Consider the following 17199-nt stretch of genomic DNA (forward strand, 5'->3'; position numbering starts at 1 on the left):
ACCCTCGGGGCGGCCACCATCTTCCAGAAATGGATATCGCCTGCGATATCAAAGCCGAAAGCGAAGCGTGATATCGCATTCGCTATCGCAATTGGAACGACCTTGTGCCGAACTTTCCCGGTGCTGGTCTGACAGGTGCGACCGCGAAGCATTCACGCCTGACGGTCAACTACTTGCGGAGCGCGTGCCACGCCATGTCGGCGATGGCCGCGCAGAACCCGTCGTCGATGGGCTCGTCGGAGTAGAGGGCGCTGATGTTCAGCCGGCGCCAGCACCACCAGCATCACGGCGGCCAGCGTGTTGACGCCGTCGCGCAACTCTCCGCGCTCCCTGGCCCGATCGATCACCGCCCGCACCCCGTGAAAGCGGGCCGCCCAGAACATCTTCCGGGTCTGCTCGCCGTGATGCCCGGGACGGTCCATGGCCACCGCCCGCACCATGGTGCGACCAGCGCCCGGGCCAGGGCGAGCAGGTCTCCGCGCAATGAGCCGGCCCCAGTAGCGGTAGACCATCGCGGCGTCGAGGTGGTGGCGCTCCGCGAGGGCCTCGACGCTGAACCGCTCGGCCCACCCAACGGGCCAGCTCGTCGATCACCGCCGGCATCACCCGTGCCCGGACGTCGGGTGGGACGGATCCATCCGGCTGTTCAGACGGCTGCACCGCTGCCTCCATACGGCCTAAAGATAGCCCGTCTGGTTCACCAGGCGCACCGAAGACGCACCGTCGGAATAGAACTCGGCGATACTCAACGACGCCAGGTCGAGGTGCAACCGGTACAGGATGCCCGGCCCGGCATCCAGCGCCAGCCGCAGCAACATTTTGATCGGCGTCACGTGTGAGACCACCAGCACCGTCTCGCCCGCCTGCGCGGCGACGATCCGGTCGCGCACCCGCAGCACGCGATCCAGCACCGCATCGAAGCTCTCCCCGCCCGGCGGCGTCGTGGCGGTGTCCCGCAGCCAGCGCCGGTGCAGCTCCGGATCGCGTTCGGCCGCTTCGCCGAACGTCAGCCCCTCCCACGCGCCGAAGTCGGTCTCGATCAAGTCGTCGTCGACGGTGACGTTGAGACCCAGCGCCTTGGCGGCCGCGGCCGCGGTGTCGTAGGCCCGCTGCAGCGGCGACGAGAACACCGCGGCGATCCCGCCGCGCTCCGCGACGTACCGCGCCGCCGCCCCGGCCTGCTGGCGGCCCAGATCGGTCAGCGCCGGGTTGCCCCGCCCCGAATAGCGCCGCTGCGCCGACAATTCGGTCTGTCCGTGCCGCAGCAGCAACAACCGGGTCGGGATGCCGCGCGCGCCGGTCCAGCCGGGGGCCGTCAGGGCTTGCTCCGCAACAGCTTTCGCGGGTTTCCGAGGCTTGCTCTCGATGCCGGCCGCGGCGTCCATCGCCTCGTTGGCCAGCCGGTCGGCGTGCGAGTTGCGGGCCCGCGGGACCCAGGCATAGCTGATCCGGTCGAACCGCGACGCCAGCTTGCGGGCCTGCGCGTGCAGGTCGATCAGGTCGGGATGCTTGACCTTCCACCGTCCGCACATCTGCTCGACCACCAGCTTGGAGTCCATGAAGACCTCCGCCTCGGTGGCGCCCATCGTCGCGGCGTCGGCCAAACCCGCGATCAGGGCGCGGTATTCGGCGACGTTGTTGGTCGCGACGCCGATCGCCTCTTTGCTCTCGGCCAGCACGGCCGACCGGTCGGCGCTGCGCACCACCGCGCCGTAGCCGGCGGGGCCGGGGTTGCCGCGCGAACCGCCGTCGGCCTCGACGACGACCTTCATTGCTCGAATCCCCTTACGCGCAGCAGGATCGCGCCACACTCCGGGCACCGCACCAGCTCGTCCTCGGGCGCGGCGGAAATGCGGGACAGCTCCCCGCGGCCGATCTCGATGCGGCACGCGCCGCACCGATGCCCGAGCAGCGGCCCCGCGCCCGGCCCACCCCCGGCGCGCTGCCGTTCGTACAGCGCGGACAGCGCGGGATCCAGGTTGGCGGCCAGCGTGTCGCGCCGCGACGAATGCGCCTGGCGGGCCTCGTCGATCTCGGCGACCGCGGCATCGACGGCGTGCTGCGCGGCTTCCAGCTCGGACTGCAGCGCCTCGACCGCGCCCTCCTCGCAGGTCAGCTCGGTCTGCAGCTCCTCGCGGCGTTCCATGACCTCCAGCAGGGAGTCCTCCAGGCTGGTCTGGCGCCGCATCAGGGTCTCCAGCTCGTGCTGCAGATCAGCCAGTTGCTTGGCGTCCGTGGCGCCGGATTTCAGCAGCGCGCGGTCGCGGTCCTCGCGCTGGCGCACTGCCTCGATCTCCGACTCGAATCGCGTCACCTCGGCGTCCAGGTCTTCCACCGCGATGCGCAGCGCGCCCAGCCGGTCACTGGCGGCGGTGTGGTCGGCCCGGATGCGGTCCAGGTCCTGCCGCTGCGGCAGGTGGGTGGCCCGGTGCGCGATGCGGGACAGCTCCGCGTCCAGCTTCGACAACTCGAGCAGCGACAGTTGCTGCGCCACTTCGGCTTTCATTGCCGGGACCCCCCATCTCCCTTTTCGCGGTAACCGAGTTCCCACGGGTCGGTGCGGATCGCGCTCACCCGCACCGCCAGCGCCTCCCCGAAACGGGACCGCAGTATGCCGGCGGCCTGCTCGCACCACGGGAATTCGCTCGCCCAGTGCGCCACGTCGACCAGCGCGACGTCGGACGCCCGGAGATGCTCGTCGGCCGGATGATGGCGCAGGTCGGCCGTGACGTAGGCCTGCACGCCCGCGCCGGCGGCCGCGGCCAGCAGCGAGTCGCCCGCGCCGCCGCACACCGCGACCCGCGACACCGTCGCTTCGGGATCCCCCGCCGCGCGCACGCCCCAGGACGTCGGCGGCAACGCGGCGCCGACCCGGGAGACGAAGCTGCGCAGCCGTTCCGGTTGCGGCAGCGTGCCGACGCGGCCCAGCCCGGCGTCACCCGGCGGCGGCGCCAACGCGAGGATGTCGAACGCGGGTTCCTCGTAGGGATGGGCGGCGCGCATCGCGGCCAGCACGGCGCCCCGCGCCCGCGCCGGTGCGACGACCTCAATGCGGTCCTCGGCCACCCGCTCGACGCTGCCGACGCTGCCCACCGCGGGCGAGGCACCCTCGTGCGGCAGGAACTGCCCGATGCCGCTGACGCTCCAGCTGCAGTGCGAGTAGTCGCCGATGTGTCCGGCGCCGGCGTCGAACACGGCCTCCCGCACCGCGTCCGCGTTCTCGCTCGGGACGTAGACGACCCACTTGTCGAGATCGCCCGCGGCGGGCAACGGTTCGAGCACGGCCTCCACGGTCAGCCCAAGGGCCTCGGCCAGCGCGTCGGACACGCCCGGGGTTGCCGAGTCGGCGTTGGTGTGCGCGGTGAACAGCGAACGCCCCGTGCGGATCAGGCGATGCACCAGCGCGCCCTTCGGCGTGCTGGCCGCCACGGTGTCGACCCCGCGCAGCAGCAACGGGTGATGGGCCAGCAGCAGGCCGCCCTGGGGAACCTCGTCGACGACGGCCGGCGTCGCGTCGACGGCGACGGTCACCGAGTCCAGCGCCTCGTCGGGGTCGCCGCACACCAGACCGACGGAATCCCACGACTGGGCGAGCCGCGGCGGGTACGCCTCGTCCAGCGCCTCGATGACGTCGGCCAGCCGCACGCTCACCGCAGCACCTCACCGATCGCGTCGGTCAACAGCGGCCACTCGGGCCGCACCGCCGCCCGCAGGTACCGCCCGTCCAGCCCGGCGAACGTGTCGCAGCGGCGGATAGCTATCCCCTTGCGCTCCAAAGCGTTTCGCAGCGCCTCGGCGTCCGGCGTGCGGAACAGCACGAACGGGGCCCGGCCGTCGACCACCTCGACCCCCGTCGCCGCCAGGCCGGCGACCATCGCGGCACGGATCTCGGTCAACCGGGCCGCACCGGCCGCCGCCTCAGCCACGGCCCGCGGCTCGCAGCAGGCCGCGATCGCCGTCAGCTGCAGCGTCCCCACCGGCCAGTGCGCGCGCCGCGCGGCCAGCCGCGCCAACAGGTCCGGCGCTCCCAGTGCGTAGCCGACCCGCAGCCCGGCCAGCGCCCAGGTCTTGGTGAGGCTGCGCAGCACCAGCACGTCGGGCAGCGAGTCCCCGGCCAGCGACTCCGGCTCGCCGGGCACCGAATCGGCGAACGCCTCGTCGATCACCAGAATCCGGCCCGGCCGGCGCAACGCGAGCAGCTGCGCGCGGCCGTGCAGCACCGAGGTGGGGTTGGTCGGGTTGCCCACCACCACCAGGTCGGCGTCGTCGGGCACGCGCGCAGCGTCTAGCCCGAACGGCGGCGCCAGAACGACGTGCTGCACCGGCACCCCCGCCGCCTCCAGCGCCACGGCCGGCTCGGTGAACGACGGCGCGACGATCGCCGCCCGCGCCGGGCGCAGGTTGGGCAGCAACGCAAACCCCTCCGCGGCCCCGGCCAGCGGCAGCACCTCGTCGCGGCTTCGGCCGTGCCGCTCGGCGGCGGCGTCCTGTGCGCGGCGCGCGTCGTCGGCACCCGGGTAGCGCGCCAGGTCTTTTAGGCGCGCGGCCAGGCGCCGCGTCAGCCACTGCGGCGGTTGCGAGTGCCGGACGTTGACGGCGAAGTCGAGCATCCCGGGCGCGACGGCCTGATCGCCGTGATAGCGCGCCGCAGGCGGGCTCGGGTTCAGAGTCGCCATCAGTGAAACACTAGTTGCGCTCGCAAGCGCGGCGTTGGGGGTGCCCCCGCGAAGCTGGGGACCGGGCGCCGCGGATCGCAACCATCGATCAGTGGGCCGCCGCAAGCGCGTGGCAGGAACACCATCGCACCGGGATGCGGCCATCCCCGACGCATCTTGGACAATGGTCTGGTGACAGGCGCCACCGCAACCGCGCAGCTGGTGATCTTCGACCTCGACGGCACGCTGACCGACTCGGCCGAAGGGATCGTGGCCAGCTTCCTGCACGCGCTGGGCCACATCGGCGCGGCGGTGCCCGAGGGCGACCTGACCGCACAGATCGTCGGCCCGCCGATGGACGACACCCTGCGGTCGATGCTGGGCGAGTCCGCCGAGGAGGCGATCGCGGCCTTCCGCGCCGAGTACGGCGCCCGCGGCTGGGCGATGAACACCCTGTTCGACGGGATCGAAACACTGCTGGCCGACCTGCGCACCGCCGGCGTCCGGCTGGCAGTGGCGACGTCCAAGCTGGAACCGACCGCGCGGCGCATCCTCGCCCATTTCGGGCTCGACCGGCATTTCGAGGTCATCGCGGGCGCGGACCCCGACGGCTCCCGCCAGACCAAGGAGGAGGTGCTGGCCCACGCACTCAAACAGCTCGAGCCGCTCCCCGAGCGCGTCCTCATGGTCGGCGACCGCAGCCACGACGTGCACGGCGCGGCCGCCCACGGCATCGACACCGTGGTGGTCGGCTGGGGCTACGGGTCAACGGACATCTACCCGTCCTCCAGCGGCGCTGTCCGGCACGCCGCGACCATCGAGGAGCTACGGAGGGCGCTGGGTGTCTGAACCACTGCACATCACCTTCGTCTGCACCGGCAACATCTGCCGGTCGCCGATGGCCGAGAAGGTGTTCGCCGACCAACTGCAGCGGCGCGGCCTGGCCGACGCGGTGCGGGTGACCAGTGCGGGCACCGGCAACTGGCACATCGGCAGTTGCGCCGACGACCGCGCCGCCCGGGTGCTGCGCGCGCACGGTTATTCCACCGACCATTGCGCCGCTCAGCTCGACGAGGACCACCTGTCGGCCGATCTGGTGATCGCCCTGGGCCGCAACCACGTTCGGATGTTGCGGCAGCTTGGCGTCGAGGACGACCGGATCCGCATGTTGCGGTCGTTCGACCCCCGCTCGGGCAGCCACGCCCCGGACGTCGAGGATCCGTACTACGGAGACCCGCAGGACTTCGAAGAGGTGCTCGCGGTCATCGAGGCCGCGCTGCCCGGTCTGCACGCCTGGGTCGACGAACGGCTCGCGGGGAACGGACACGGCTGATGCGGCGCCTCGCCTTCCTGCTGCGCCCGGGCTGGATAGCGCTGGCGCTGGTGGTCGTCGCCTTCACCTACCTGTGCTTCATGGTGCTCGCGCCCTGGCAGCTCGGGAAGAACACCAGGACGTCGCGGGAGAACCACCAGATCGAATCCTCCCTCAACACCCCGCCCGTGCCGCTGAAAACCGTGCTGCCCCAGCAGGACTCGGCAGCTCCGGGCGCGCAGTGGCGCCGGGTGACGGCGACCGGGCACTACCTGTCCGACCTTCAGGTGCTGGCGCGGCTGCGGGTCGTCGACGGCGACCCGGCGTTCGAGGTGCTGGCGCCGTTCGCCGTCGACGGCGGGCCCACCGTGCTGGTCGACCGCGGCTACGTGCGGCCCGAGCAGGGCTCCCATGTGCCCGCGATCCCCCGGCCGCCGGCCGAGCCCGTGACGATCACGGCACGGCTGCGCGATTCCGAACCCGCCGCACCGGGCAGGGACCCGTTCGTCGGAGACGGTGTGCAGCAGGTGTATTCGATCAACACCGCACAGGTCGCTACGTTGACCAAGGTCCCGCTGGCCGGGTCCTATCTGCAATTGGTCGAGGGCCAGCCCGGCGGGCTGGGCGTAATCGGTGTGCCACACCTCGACGCCGGGCCGTTCCTGTCCTACGGCATCCAGTGGATTTCGTTCGGCATCGTGGCGCCGATCCTGTTGGGCTACTTCGTGTACTCCGAAATCCGGGTCCGGCGGCAGGAAAAGCAACAAGCCGCGGGGGCTCCCGCGACCCCCCAGACCGTGGAGGACAAGCTCGCCGACCGCTACGGCCGCCGGCGGTAGGCCAATAGCCCGACGCACAGCGCGGCCGTCGCCGCCTGCACCACCCGCGACAGCGCCACCGCGCGGCGCAGGTCGGCCACCGCCGGCGCCCGACCGTCCCCGAGCGTTGGCCGGATCTGCAGCTCGTGGCGATATTGGGTGGGCCCGCCGAGCCGGACGCCCAGCGCCCCGGCGAACGCCGCCTCGACCACACCGGCGTTGGGGCTGGGGTGCCGGGCGGCGTCGCGGCGCCAGGACTGCACCGCGCCCGAGCCCGAACCGCCGACCAGCGGCGCGCACACCACCACCAGCCCCGCGGTCACCCGCGCGGCGAGATAGTTGGCGAGGTCATCCAACCGCGCTGCGGCCCAACCGAATCGGAGATACGGCGGGGAGCGGTAGCCGATCATCGCGTCCAGCGTGTTGATGGCGCGATAGGCCAGCACCCCGGGCACCCCTGCCACCGCCGCCCACAGCAGCGGCGCCACCGCCGCGTCGGAGGTGTTCTCCGCGACCGATTCCAGCGCCGCGCGCGTCAGGCCCGCGCCGTCCAGCCGGGCAGGGTCGCGCCCGCACAGCGACGGCAGCAGCCGCCGGGCGCCCTCGACGTCGCCGCCCTCCACCAGCCGCGACATCTGCAACCCGGCGCGCGCCAACGACGTTCCGCCCAGGCACGTCCACGTCGCCGCCGTGAGCGTCCAGGGCCCGCCGCGGCGTTCGGCGACCGCGCCCAGCAGGGTCACCGCGCCCACGGTCAGGCCCACGTGCACCGCGCCGGCGGCCCGCTCGTCGCGGTAGGTGGCCCGCTCCAGCGTGGCGACGGCGCGACCGAACAGCGCGACGGGATGGCCCCGCTTCGGGTCGCCCAGCGCGAGGTCGGCCAGGTAGCCGGCGAACACGCCGGCGGCCCGGGTCCGCCACGTCGTCGCAAACATTCCCGCAGCGTCTCATACATGGTGTACTCGACGAATGAGGTCACAGCCGTCATGAAGCGCCCAGCGACCCGGGTCGCCGACCTGCTGAACCCGGCGGCGATGTTGTTGCCCGCCGCGAACGTGATCATGCAGCTGTCCCTGCCCGGCGTCGGTTACGGGGTGCTGGAAAGCCCGGTGGACAGCGGCAACGTCTACAAGCATCCGTTCAAGCGGGCCCGCACCACGGGGACCTACCTGGCGGTCGCGACGGTCGGGACCGAGTCCGACCGGGCCCTGATCCGCGCCGCGGTGGACGGCGCGCACCGCCAGGTTCGTTCGACGTCGGCAAGCCCGGTGTCCTACAACGCTTTCGACCCCAAGCTGCAGCTGTGGGTGGCCGCATGCCTGTACCGCTATTTCGTCGATCAGCACGAGTTCTTGCACGGCCCCCTGGATGACGCCACCGCCGACGCCGTCTATCGCGACGCCAAGCGGCTGGGGACCACGCTGCAGGTGGCCGAACGCATGTGGCCACCGGACCGGGCCGCGTTCGACGAGTACTGGAAGCGTTCGCTCGACGAGCTGCACATCGACCCGCCGGTGCGGGAACATCTGCGCGGGGTGGCCTCGGTGGTGTTTCTGCCGTGGCCGTTGCGAGCCCTGGCGGGACCGCTGAACCTGTTTGCGACGACGGGGTTTTTGGCGCCGGAGTTCCGCGAGATGATGCGACTGGACTGGTCCCCCGGCCAGCAGCGCCGGTTCGAGTGGCTTTTGGCCGCCCTGCGGCTGGCCGACCGGCTCATCCCGCACCGCGCGTGGATCCTGGGCTACCAGGTTTACCTGTGGGACATGCGTTTTCGCGCACGCCGGGGTTGGCGGATCGTCTAGTGGGACGTCTCGCCGGCAAGGTCGCCATCATCACCGGTGCCGGCTCGGGTATCGGGTGGGCGGCCGCCAAACGATTCGCCGGCGAAGGCGCCCGCGTCGTGTGCGCCGACATCAGCGGGCAGGAAAGCGACATCGCCGAGCAGCTCGGCGATGTCGGCGTGCCGGTGCACGTCGACGTGACCGTCGCCGACGACGTCCAACGCATGATCGCCGCTGCCATCGACAGTTTCGGCCGCGTCGACATCCTGCTCAACAACGCCGGATTCGGTGGGCCGCACGCTGCACTGGCCGACATCGACGAAGCGGTGTTCGACACCATCCTCGCGATCAACCTCAAAGGCGTGTTTTTGGGCATGAAATACGCCATCCCGGCGATGCTCGACGGCGGCGGCGGGGCGATCGTCAACACCGCCTCGGCGTCCGGGCTGGTCGGCTGGAAAGGTTTGTCGTGCTACGCCGCGGCCAAGGCGGCGGTGGTGCAGATGACGAAATCGGCGGCGCTGGACTACGCGAAGACGCGCGTGCGGATCAACGCGATCTGCCCCGGCATGACCTTTACCGGGATGGCCGGCGCCAAGCCCGACGCCGAGGTGCCGCCCGGCGACTACCTGCCGACACCGATGGCGCGCTGGGGTGACCCCGCCGAACTCGCCTCGGCCGCACTGTTTCTCGCAAGCGACGAGGCGTCGTTCGTCACCGGGGCGGCGCTGGCCGTCGACGGCGGCTATTCCGCCAGCGGCCCGATGCTCGCCCGAGATGGCGCGAGCAGACACAAAAGCTCCTGAAACACCGGCGTGTCGGGTGCTTTTGCGTCTGCTCGCCCCACTTAGCGCACCGTCGCGAAGAACGCGCGGAGGTCCTCGACGAACAGCTCCGGCTGTTCGAACGCGGCGAAATGCCCGCCGCGCGGCATGTCGGTCCAGTGGGTGATGTTGTAGGCCGGCTCGCACCAGCTGCGCGGCGGTTTCAGCAGTTCGCCCGGGAAAGCCGCGACGCCGGTGGGCAACTCGACGCGATCCATTTGTCCCCACGCCCGGAAGCTCTCCCAGTACAGCCGCGCCGACGAGGCGCCGGTGCCGGTCACCCAATACACCATCACGTTGTCGAGCAGCTCATCCCGGGTGAACGCGTTTTCGGGATGCCCGTCGCAATCCGCCCAGGCCCAAAACTTTTCGACGATCCACGCCAGCTGCCCCACCGGCGAATCGACCAGCCCGTAACCCACCGTCTGCGGCCGGGTGGACTGCTGCTTGGAGTAGCCGGTGCCCCACTTACGGTGCTCCGCCAGCCCGGCCATGGCCCGCTGCTCCTCGGGGGTCGGGTTGGCCATCGATTCCTTGGTGGGCCGCCCGATCGGCATGTTCAGGTGGATGGCCGCGCAGTGGCCCCGGTTTCGGCCGATCTGGGTGGTGACCGCCGCGCCCCAGTCGCCGCCCTGGGCGCCGTAGCGGTCGTAGCCCAGGCGCAGCATGAGCGCCTCCCACGCCTCGGCGGTCTTCTCGACGCCCCACCCGGTGCGGGCGGGCTTGCCCGAGAAGCCATAGCCGGGAAGCGACGGGCACACGACGTGGAAGGCGTCCTCCGCACGCCCGGACGGCGGATTGGTCAGCGGCTCGATCACCTTGTGAAACTCGACAATCGAGCCGGGCCAGCCGTGGGTGATCACCAGCGGGAAGGCGTCGTCGTGCGGCGAGCGTTGGTGGACGAAATGGATGTCGAGCCCGTCGATGCCGGTGACGAACTGGTCGAAGCGGTTGAGCGCGGCCTCGCGCGGGCGCCAGTCGTAGTCGTCGGCCCAGTAGCCGGCCAGCTCGCGGGTGTAGGCCAGCGGCATGCCCTGACTCCAGTCGTCTACGCATTCGGCTTCGGGCCACCGGGTGCGCGCCAATCGCGACCGCAGATCGTCGAGGACGTCGTCGGAAACGTCGATGCGAAACGGCTTCACCGCGTTCACGATCGCCCCTGCCGAAACGCCCGGTTGCCGTACCGGTCGAGCGAAACGATCTCCCCGACCGGGCGCCGCGTGGTGGGCCCGTATTTGCCCATCGGCCACCCCAGGGGAATCACCGCGCACGGCGTGACGTTTCGCGGCAAGCCCAGCGCGCGCTTGACCAACAGCGTGCTCCACAGCGGCATGGTGATCAGCGCGGCGCCCAACCCCGCCGCGCGCGCCGCCAGCAACAGGTTCTGTACCGCGGGATAGATGGAACCGTAGGAGCTGCTCGCCGCGATGGGGGGCCAGGGCACGACGACACCCCTCAGGCACGCGACGACGACCACCGGGATGTCGTCGAAGTGCTCCGTCTGCCATCGCACGGCTTTCAATGTCCGCTGCCACTTGTCGTCCGGGTGGCGCTTGAGGGCCCGGTTGTAGGCGGGCCCGACGAGTTTCATGGCCGTGCGGCACAACTTGCCCAGCTTCGCGACAACCGCGCGGTCCTTGACCACGACGAACTCCCAGTTCTGCGCGTTCGAACCGGTCGGCGCCTTGGTCGCCAGCTCGAGCAGATGCAGGACCAGCGCGTCGTCGACGGGGTCGGGCTTGAGGCGGCGGATCGCACGCTGGGTCCGCATCGCCTCTTCGAGGGGCATGTTCAGGGGTGCTTGTTGGGTCATGGCCATGATTCAACACGGCCGGCCGGACGCAGCGCCTACGCGTCCCGGCAGCGCAAATGTTGGCGATTTCGCTGATGTTCGGTGCCGCGGGCGGCCGCATGCTGACTAGCATGAGCGAAGTTAGCTGGAGCGACCCAGGGATGGACGCGGTCATGGGCGACCTTCCGACCGGAACGGTCACGTTGCTGCTGGCCGACGTCGAGGGTTCGACCCGGTTGTGGGAGACCCAGCCCGACGTCATGCGGGGCGCGATCGCGCGCCTCGACCGGACCCTGTCCGGCGCCATCGCAACCCACCACGGCGTGCGGCCCGTCGAGCAGGGCGAGGGCGACAGTTTCGTGCTCGCGTTTGCCCGTGCCGCCGACGCGGTGGCCTGCGCGCTGGAGCTGCAGCGGGCGCCGCTGGCGCCGATCAAATTGCGCATCGGCGTGCACACCGGCGACATCCAGATGCGCGACGAAGGGAACTACATCGGCCCGACGATCAACCGGACCGCGCGGCTGCGTGATTTGGCCCACGGCGGCCAGACGGTGCTATCGGGCGCGACGGAACCGCTTGTCGTCGACCAACTCCCGGACGGCGTCACGCTGACCGACCTGGGCACCCACCCGCTGCGCGACCTGCCCCGCCCCGAGCGCGTCGTCCAGCTCTGCCACGCTGATCTGCACAACGATTTCCCGCCACTGCGCACCGCCAATGTCGTTGCCGCCGAACATCTTCCGGCTCAGCTCACCAGTTTCATCGGACGCCAAACGGAAATGCAGGGAATCCGCGCGACCCTGGCCGAAAACCGGCTCGTCACCCTGACCGGCGCCGGTGGCGCCGGCAAGACGCGGTTGGCCATCCAGGTCGCCGCTCAGGCGGCCGGCGAATTCGCCGACGGGGTCTGGTACGTCGACCTGGCACCAATCACCGATCCCGATGTGGTGCCGGTGACGGTGGCCCGCGCTCTGGGTCTGCCCGACCAGCCGGGTCAGCCGACGATGGACGTGCTGCGCCGGTTCATTCGCGATCGCCACATGCTGATGCTGCTGGACAACTGCGAGCACCTGCTGGACGCCAGCGCCGGACTGATCATCGACCTGCTGGGCGTCTGTCCGAGACTGACGCTGCTGACCACGAGCCGCGAGCCGATCGGCGTGACCGGCGAGGTGAGCTGGCGGGTGCCGTCGCTGTCGTTGGCGGACGAAGCCATCGAACTCTTCACCGATCGCGCCCGGCGGACCAAGCCCGACTTTCGGGTGAGCGCCGATAACGCCGAGGCCGTGACCGAGATCTGCCGCCGGCTCGACGGGCTGCCGCTGGCCATCGAGTTGGCCGCCGCGCGGATCCGTGCGTTGTCGCCGACGGAGATCCTGACCAGCCTGCACGACAGCTTCCGCCTGCTGACCGGCGGAGCGCGCACCGCGGTGCGTCGACAACAGACGCTGCGCGCCTCGGTGGATTGGTCCCACGAACTGCTGTCCGAGCCCGAGCAGCGATTGTTCCGCCGGCTGGCGGTGTTCTACGGCGGGTTCGATCTCGACGCCGCCCAAGCGGTCACCGACGAGATGGAGCGCTACCAGGTGCTCGACCAGCTCATGCTGCTGGTGGACAAGTCGCTCGTCGTCGCCGAAGACGGCCCGCACGGTACGCGCTACCGACTGCTGGAAACCGTCCGCCAATACGCGCAGGAAAAGCTCGTCGAGTCCCGGGAAGGCGACGGCGTACGGACCCGTCATCGCGACCACTGCACCGCGACGGCCGCCCTGCTCGACACGCCGGGTGACGCCGACCACGAACGGCGAATCGAGTGGGCGGAAACCGAAATCGACAATTTGCGAGCCGCTTTCGCGTGGAGTCGGGAGCTTTCAGAAGCTGAGCTCGCGCTCGCCTTGGCGTCGTCACTGCAACCGCTGTGGTTGACGCGTGGACGCATCCAGGAAGGACTGAACTGGCTCGGCACCGCCCTTGCCGATGCGGGCGAGGCGATTTCGGCGCCCTACGTGCGAGCGTCGGCGAACAAGGCCCAACTGCTCTCCCAGCTCGGCAGGGCCGACGTCCTCGATGAGGCCGTGCGAATCTTGGCGGTGGCGCGCGAATTTGGCGACCCTTCGCCCGTGATGCGGACGCTGACCGCCTGCGGGATGATCGCTGCCAACGATGCCGACACCGCACGGCTGTACTACACCGAGGCGGCCGGTATCGCCCGGGATCTCGGCGATTTGCCGACGTTGGCTCAAATCCGTGCCCACCAGGCTATTTCGGGCCTCATCGGCAACGAATCGCTTTCTGCTGTTCAGGCCGCCGCGGAGGAAGGACTTCGGACAGCGGCAGACATCGACGACGCCTTCGTCTCCCGCCAGTGCCGCTTGGCGCTGGGCTGGATGGAGCTATTCGGTGTCGACCCGCGCGGCGCGGCAGTTCGGTTGGGTGAGGTCGCCGAGGATTCGGCCGCGGCCCACGACGCCATGTACGCGATGTACACGCGCGTGCTTCGGGCATATGCGCTCGCCCACACGGGGGATGTGGCCGGTGCTCGCGTTGCCGCGGAGGCGGCGCTCCGCAGCGCATCCGCGCTCTTCGAATTCTACGAAGGTCCGGTCCACACCGCGTTCGGCATCGCCCACCTGGCGGCAGGAGACGCGGCCGCGGCGTGGCAAGCCTACGAAGCAGCGCGCCGCCGCAGCGGCCTGGATCGCATGATCGCCTCGACCTTCTGCTGGGCACCGTTGGCGCCGTTGGCGTGCGGCGATCTCGCCGCGGCTCGTCGCTGGGCCGACGACATAGTTGCGGTGACCAACGGCCGCGGCCTGTCGCTCTCGTTGGTGTCGCGCGCATGCGTGGAGATCGCGCAGGGCGAACTCGACGCCGCCGAACGCGATGCCTCCGACTCCCTCGACCTGGCCGCCCACCTCGAGGCTGACCTCGTGGTCCCCTCTGCTCTCGACTGCCTCGCCATGGTCGCGGGTGATGCCGGCAACCATCGGGTCGCGGCACGCCTGTTCGGCGCGGCCGACACCGCCCGCCAGAGCATGGGATTGGTGCGATTCAAGGCGCTCGAAGCCGAGGACGATCGCAGGATCGCCACGGTTCGAGAAGCGCTGGGCGACAGCGACTTCGACGCAGCATGGGCCGAAGGAGCGGCGCTATCGATCCAGGAGGCGATCGCCTACGCGCAGCGCGGCCGTGGCGAACGCAAGCGCGCCGCCACCGGCTGGGCGTCGCTGACCCGCGCCGAGCTCGACGTCGTAAGGTTGGTCAGTGCGGGCCTGGGCAACAAGGACGTCGCCGCCCGGTTGTTCGTCTCGCCGCGCACCGTGCAGGCACACCTCACCCACGTCTACAGCAAGCTGGGGCTGACCTCGCGGGTGCAGCTCGCCCAGGAGGCCGCGCGTCACAGCTGACCGTGCGCGAGGATGGGACCGTGCATCCCAGGCTGACCGAGCGGGTCGAACAAGCTCGACGGCTCCCGGTCCTCGTCTGGGAATTCGCCGAGCCCCGGCTGTGCATCTCGTCGGGCCCGCTCGGCGGCGGCATCGGCGCCCGCGACTGGTTGATCAACGCCACGGTCCCGCTCGATTACGACCGGATGGACCCGGACCACCACCTGACCGAGATCGGCGCCGGGCTCGGGCTCGTCGGCACCGGCGGTGGGCTGCTCACCGCTGTCGACGTGACCCGCCATCACCTGGCCGCGGACGGCGGCGTGCACGCCGCCGCCACCGTCGGCCTGTCCAGCCCGGCCTGGGCGGCCGCGCCCGACCACCACTTCCGCCGCGAGGCGCCGTACCGCGTCGGCACGATCAACGTCGTTATCGCGGTGCCGGTGCGGCTGTCGCAGGGCGCCCTGGTCAACGCCGCGGCCACCGCGACCGAGGCGAAGGTACAGGCGTTGCACGAGACCGGGATACGAGCCACCGGGACCGCCTCGGACGCGGTCGTCGTGCACTGCCCGACGGACGGGACACCGGAGGCATTCGGCGGACCCCGCTCGGCATCCGGCGCCCGCATCGCGCGGGCGGTGCATGCCGCCGTGCTCGCCGGCGCCCGCTCGTGGATCGCGGAGCACTTCGAGGAGCCGCGAGTGTAAGCGGTTGTCACGGCGCGGCGTGGGTATCGCTGACAACATGCCAACGACGATGCGGCCGCGCGTGCTTGTGGTGGTGTCAGCGGCCGACCGGATTCCCCTACGAGGAGGTCGCAGCGAGCTGACCGGCACCTATCTGGGTGAGCTGGTCGAACCGACCGACGCGATGCGGGAGGCTGGATTTGAGCTCGCGTTCGCCACACCGGGCGCGAGGATTCCCACCATCGACGGCACCTCGTGCAGTCTGATGTACTTCGCCGGCTCGCGGAAAAAGCGCGACGCCGCCCTGAGCAGCTACCGGGAGCTCCTCGAACTCGGCCTGGCGACGCCGGCCAAACTGGAAGAAATCGCCCACGACGCCCGGCGCCTGGACGAATTCGACGCGATGTTCGTGCCGGGCGGTCATGCGCCCCTGGTCGACCTGCTGCACCGCGACGCATTCGCCGACTCCCTCAACGACGACTTCGGCGCGCTTGTTCGGTACTTCCACGACGCCCAACGGCCCACCGGGCTGATCTGTCACGCCCCGGCCGCACTCGCGGCGGCCCCCACCATCGAGGGCCGCTGGACCTACCAGGGCTACCGCATGACCTGCTTCAAGACGGGGGTGGACACGATGTTGTCGACGATCCCGTTGGCGCGCCGCTTCCGCGGACATCTCAAAGACGACCCGACCGAGTTGCTCAAATCTCGCGGCGCCAAGGTGGAACAGACGGTCCTGCCGATGGGCAGCAAGGTCGTCGAGGATCGCGAACTGATCACCGGCCAGGACCCCTATTCGGCGAAGGCGTTCGGCGCGGCCTTCGTCAGAAAGGTCCGCGCCTCCTTCCATGGACCGCGAGCCGAACCGCACCGCGAAAATACGCCGCCGAAATCGCAGCCAGGTTCGGCTCGCGAGCGGGCCAGAACAGTGGGCGCGGACGGTATCGAACCGCCGACCGCTGGTGTGTAAAACCAGAGCTCTACCACTGAGCTACGCGCCCTTGAAGCCGACTTGAACCCCGCCGCAGGCTACACGCCCACCGACCAGGCACCCAAAAAATCTAAGCCTTCAAAGCAGCTAAAGCATCCGTCCATAACCCCTGGTCGCGGGCCTCGCCGGGCTGCTTCATCTCGGCGAACCGAATTATCCCCGACCGATCGACCACGAAAGTCCCGCGGTTGGGATATCCGGCGTCGGCGTTGAACACGCCGTAGGCCTCGCTGACGGCGCCGTGCGGCCAGAAATCCGAGAGCACCGGGAACGTGAACCCGCTCTCCAGCGCCCAGATCTTGTGCGTGGGCGGCGGCCCCACCGAGATCGCCAGCGCCACGCTGTCGTCGTTCTCGAACTCCGGCAAATGGTCGCGCAGCAGGTCCAGCTCGCCCTGGCAGATCCCGGTGAACGCCAGCGGGAAGAAGACCAGCAGTACGTTCTTGGCGCCGTGATACGAGCTCAGCGTGACGGGCTGCTGGTTCTGGTCGCGCAAGGTGAAGTCGGGGGCGGTGGTGCCAACGGGCAGCATCAACGCTTCCCGGCCCGGGACTTCGGCTGCACCAGCCGGCTGCCACTCCAGTTGCCCAGGTTGACCGACGAGGTCGGCATCAGCCCGGCGGTCGGTGCCGCCTCGGCGATCTCGGCGGGCAGCACGTGGCCGGGCTTGCCGGTCTTGGGCGTCAGCACCCAGATCACGCCGTCCTCGGCCAGCGGGCCGATCGCGTCCATCAGGGTGTCCACCAGGTCGCCGTCCCCGTCGCGCCACCACAGCAGCACGACGTCGGTCACGTCGTCGCTGTCCTCGTCGAGCAGCTCGCTGCCGCAGGCCTCCTCGACCGCGGCGCGGATGTCGTCGTCGGTGTCCTCGTCCCAGCCCCATTCCTGGACGACTTGGTCGGGTTGGATGCCCAGTTTGCGAGCGTAGCTCGGGGCGTCATCCGCCGCGACCAC

The 17199-nt window shown here is 70.3% G+C and carries 18 protein-coding genes and 1 tRNA gene; 8 read left to right on the forward strand and 11 right to left on the reverse strand.

The genetic code is table 11. The annotated features are described in order from the left end of the window. Positions 1-152 precede the first annotated feature (152 nt). The 5 genes from AC5Y43_RS11005 to cobC all read right to left on the reverse strand — a co-directional run bounded on the left by AC5Y43_RS11005 (position 153) and on the right by cobC (position 4676). Positions 153-428 carry a hypothetical protein gene (locus AC5Y43_RS11005; RefSeq protein ID WP_499972271.1) on the reverse strand — a complete coding sequence of 92 codons (276 nt, stop codon included), beginning with the start codon at positions 426-428 and terminating at the stop codon, positions 153-155. Between the two features lie 249 nt (positions 429-677). Next, a complete protein-coding gene (locus AC5Y43_RS11010; RefSeq protein ID WP_499972272.1) occupies positions 678-1772 on the reverse strand; it encodes a bifunctional RNase H/acid phosphatase in 1095 nt (364 codons plus the stop codon). Beyond that, entirely contained in the window at positions 1769-2506 is a 738-nt protein-coding gene (locus tag AC5Y43_RS11015) for a zinc ribbon domain-containing protein (protein ID WP_499972274.1), read from the reverse strand. The genes AC5Y43_RS11010 and AC5Y43_RS11015 overlap by 4 nt, the downstream gene beginning before the upstream one ends. Beyond that, positions 2503-3651 (reverse strand): Nif3-like dinuclear metal center hexameric protein, encoded by a 1149-nt coding sequence (locus AC5Y43_RS11020; protein WP_499972276.1) that lies wholly within the window; start codon positions 3649-3651, stop codon positions 2503-2505. The genes AC5Y43_RS11015 and AC5Y43_RS11020 overlap by 4 nt, the downstream gene beginning before the upstream one ends. After that, entirely contained in the window at positions 3648-4676 is a 1029-nt protein-coding gene (gene cobC / locus AC5Y43_RS11025) for an Rv2231c family histidinol phosphate aminotransferase CobC (protein WP_499972278.1), read from the reverse strand. The genes AC5Y43_RS11020 and cobC overlap by 4 nt, the downstream gene beginning before the upstream one ends. 201 nt (positions 4677-4877) lie before the next feature. Between cobC and AC5Y43_RS11030 the strand changes: the two genes are divergently transcribed. From AC5Y43_RS11030 to AC5Y43_RS11040, 3 genes are read left to right on the forward strand one after another with little or no spacing between them, the layout of a single operon-like run. Further along, positions 4878-5504: an HAD-IA family hydrolase gene (locus AC5Y43_RS11030; protein ID WP_499972822.1), complete on the forward strand. Its 627-nt coding sequence runs from the start codon at positions 4878-4880 to the stop codon at positions 5502-5504. Continuing rightward, complete coding sequence (locus AC5Y43_RS11035) at positions 5497-5988, forward strand: low molecular weight protein-tyrosine-phosphatase (RefSeq protein WP_499972280.1); 492 nt, start codon at positions 5497-5499, stop codon at positions 5986-5988. Before AC5Y43_RS11030 ends, AC5Y43_RS11035 begins: the two co-directional genes overlap by 8 nt. Further along, on the forward strand, positions 5988-6806 hold the full coding sequence (locus AC5Y43_RS11040; RefSeq protein WP_499972281.1) for an SURF1 family cytochrome oxidase biogenesis protein: 819 nt from the start codon (positions 5988-5990) through the stop codon (positions 6804-6806). The genes AC5Y43_RS11035 and AC5Y43_RS11040 overlap by 1 nt, the downstream gene beginning before the upstream one ends. Here AC5Y43_RS11040 and AC5Y43_RS11045 read toward each other — a convergent pair. Next, positions 6788-7720: a cobalamin biosynthesis protein gene (locus AC5Y43_RS11045; RefSeq protein ID WP_499972282.1), complete on the reverse strand. Its 933-nt coding sequence runs from the start codon at positions 7718-7720 to the stop codon at positions 6788-6790. The two genes, AC5Y43_RS11040 and AC5Y43_RS11045, sit on opposite strands and share 19 nt — an antisense overlap. 51 nt (positions 7721-7771) lie before the next feature. Between AC5Y43_RS11045 and AC5Y43_RS11050 the strand changes: the two genes are divergently transcribed. Further along, positions 7772-8587, forward strand: coding sequence for an oxygenase MpaB family protein (locus tag AC5Y43_RS11050; protein WP_499972284.1), 816 nt, complete (start codon positions 7772-7774; stop codon positions 8585-8587). Further along, a complete protein-coding gene (locus tag AC5Y43_RS11055) occupies positions 8587-9372 on the forward strand; it encodes an SDR family NAD(P)-dependent oxidoreductase (protein ID WP_499972285.1) in 786 nt (261 codons plus the stop codon). The genes AC5Y43_RS11050 and AC5Y43_RS11055 overlap by 1 nt, the downstream gene beginning before the upstream one ends. A 41-nt stretch (positions 9373-9413) precedes the next feature. Here AC5Y43_RS11055 and AC5Y43_RS11060 read toward each other — a convergent pair whose 3' ends face one another. Further along, complete coding sequence (locus AC5Y43_RS11060; RefSeq protein WP_499972824.1) at positions 9414-10532, reverse strand: epoxide hydrolase family protein; 1119 nt, start codon at positions 10530-10532, stop codon at positions 9414-9416. A gap of 5 nt (positions 10533-10537) precedes the next feature. Beyond that, positions 10538-11203 carry a nitroreductase family protein gene (locus tag AC5Y43_RS11065; RefSeq protein ID WP_499972287.1) on the reverse strand — a complete coding sequence of 222 codons (666 nt, stop codon included), beginning with the start codon at positions 11201-11203 and terminating at the stop codon, positions 10538-10540. A 98-nt stretch (positions 11204-11301) separates the two neighbouring features. Between AC5Y43_RS11065 and AC5Y43_RS11070 the strand changes: the two genes are divergently transcribed. The 3 genes from AC5Y43_RS11070 to AC5Y43_RS11080 all read left to right on the forward strand — a co-directional run bounded on the left by AC5Y43_RS11070 (position 11302) and on the right by AC5Y43_RS11080 (position 16224). Further along, complete coding sequence (locus tag AC5Y43_RS11070; RefSeq protein WP_499972827.1) at positions 11302-14589, forward strand: LuxR family transcriptional regulator; 3288 nt, start codon at positions 11302-11304, stop codon at positions 14587-14589. Between the two features lie 20 nt (positions 14590-14609). Continuing rightward, positions 14610-15275 (forward strand): adenosylcobinamide amidohydrolase, encoded by a 666-nt coding sequence (locus AC5Y43_RS11075; protein WP_499972288.1) that lies wholly within the window; start codon positions 14610-14612, stop codon positions 15273-15275. 163 nt (positions 15276-15438) lie between these two features. Further along, entirely contained in the window at positions 15439-16224 is a 786-nt protein-coding gene (locus AC5Y43_RS11080; protein WP_499972829.1) for a DJ-1/PfpI family protein, read from the forward strand. Here AC5Y43_RS11080 and AC5Y43_RS11085 read toward each other — a convergent pair. From AC5Y43_RS11085 to AC5Y43_RS11095, 3 genes are all read right to left on the reverse strand, one after another. Beyond that, positions 16184-16255 (reverse strand) — tRNA-Val (locus tag AC5Y43_RS11085). The genes AC5Y43_RS11080 and AC5Y43_RS11085 overlap by 41 nt on opposite strands. Before the next feature lie 60 nt (positions 16256-16315). Next, positions 16316-16777, reverse strand: coding sequence for a peroxiredoxin (locus tag AC5Y43_RS11090; protein WP_499972289.1), 462 nt, complete (start codon positions 16775-16777; stop codon positions 16316-16318). Next, positions 16777-17199 carry a DUF3052 domain-containing protein gene (locus tag AC5Y43_RS11095; protein ID WP_499972291.1) on the reverse strand — a complete coding sequence of 141 codons (423 nt, stop codon included), beginning with the start codon at positions 17197-17199 and terminating at the stop codon, positions 16777-16779. The genes AC5Y43_RS11090 and AC5Y43_RS11095 overlap by 1 nt, the downstream gene beginning before the upstream one ends.

Source organism: Mycobacterium sp. NGS57, from assembly GCF_059812405.1.

Bases quoted from the DNA above. Each gene is read 5' to 3' on its own strand.
- AC5Y43_RS11010 (WP_499972272.1), bottom strand. From the start codon at position 1,772: ATGAAGGTCGTCGTCGAGGCCGACGGCGGTTCGCGCGGCAACCCCGGC.
- AC5Y43_RS11015 (WP_499972274.1), bottom strand. From the start codon at position 2,506: ATGAAAGCCGAAGTGGCGCAGCAACTGTCGCTGCTCGAGTTGTCGAAG.
- cobC (WP_499972278.1), bottom strand. From the start codon at position 4,676: ATGGCGACTCTGAACCCGAGCCCGCCTGCGGCGCGCTATCACGGCGAT.
- AC5Y43_RS11040 (WP_499972281.1), top strand. From the start codon at position 5,988: ATGCGGCGCCTCGCCTTCCTGCTGCGCCCGGGCTGGATAGCGCTGGCG.
- AC5Y43_RS11045 (WP_499972282.1), bottom strand. From the start codon at position 7,720: ATGTTTGCGACGACGTGGCGGACCCGGGCCGCCGGCGTGTTCGCCGGC.
- AC5Y43_RS11050 (WP_499972284.1), top strand. From the start codon at position 7,772: ATGAAGCGCCCAGCGACCCGGGTCGCCGACCTGCTGAACCCGGCGGCG.
- AC5Y43_RS11065 (WP_499972287.1), bottom strand. From the start codon at position 11,203: ATGACCCAACAAGCACCCCTGAACATGCCCCTCGAAGAGGCGATGCGG.
- AC5Y43_RS11070 (WP_499972827.1), top strand. From the start codon at position 11,302: ATGCTGACTAGCATGAGCGAAGTTAGCTGGAGCGACCCAGGGATGGAC.
- AC5Y43_RS11080 (WP_499972829.1), top strand. From the start codon at position 15,439: ATGCGGGAGGCTGGATTTGAGCTCGCGTTCGCCACACCGGGCGCGAGG.
- AC5Y43_RS11090 (WP_499972289.1), bottom strand. From the start codon at position 16,777: ATGCTGCCCGTTGGCACCACCGCCCCCGACTTCACCTTGCGCGACCAG.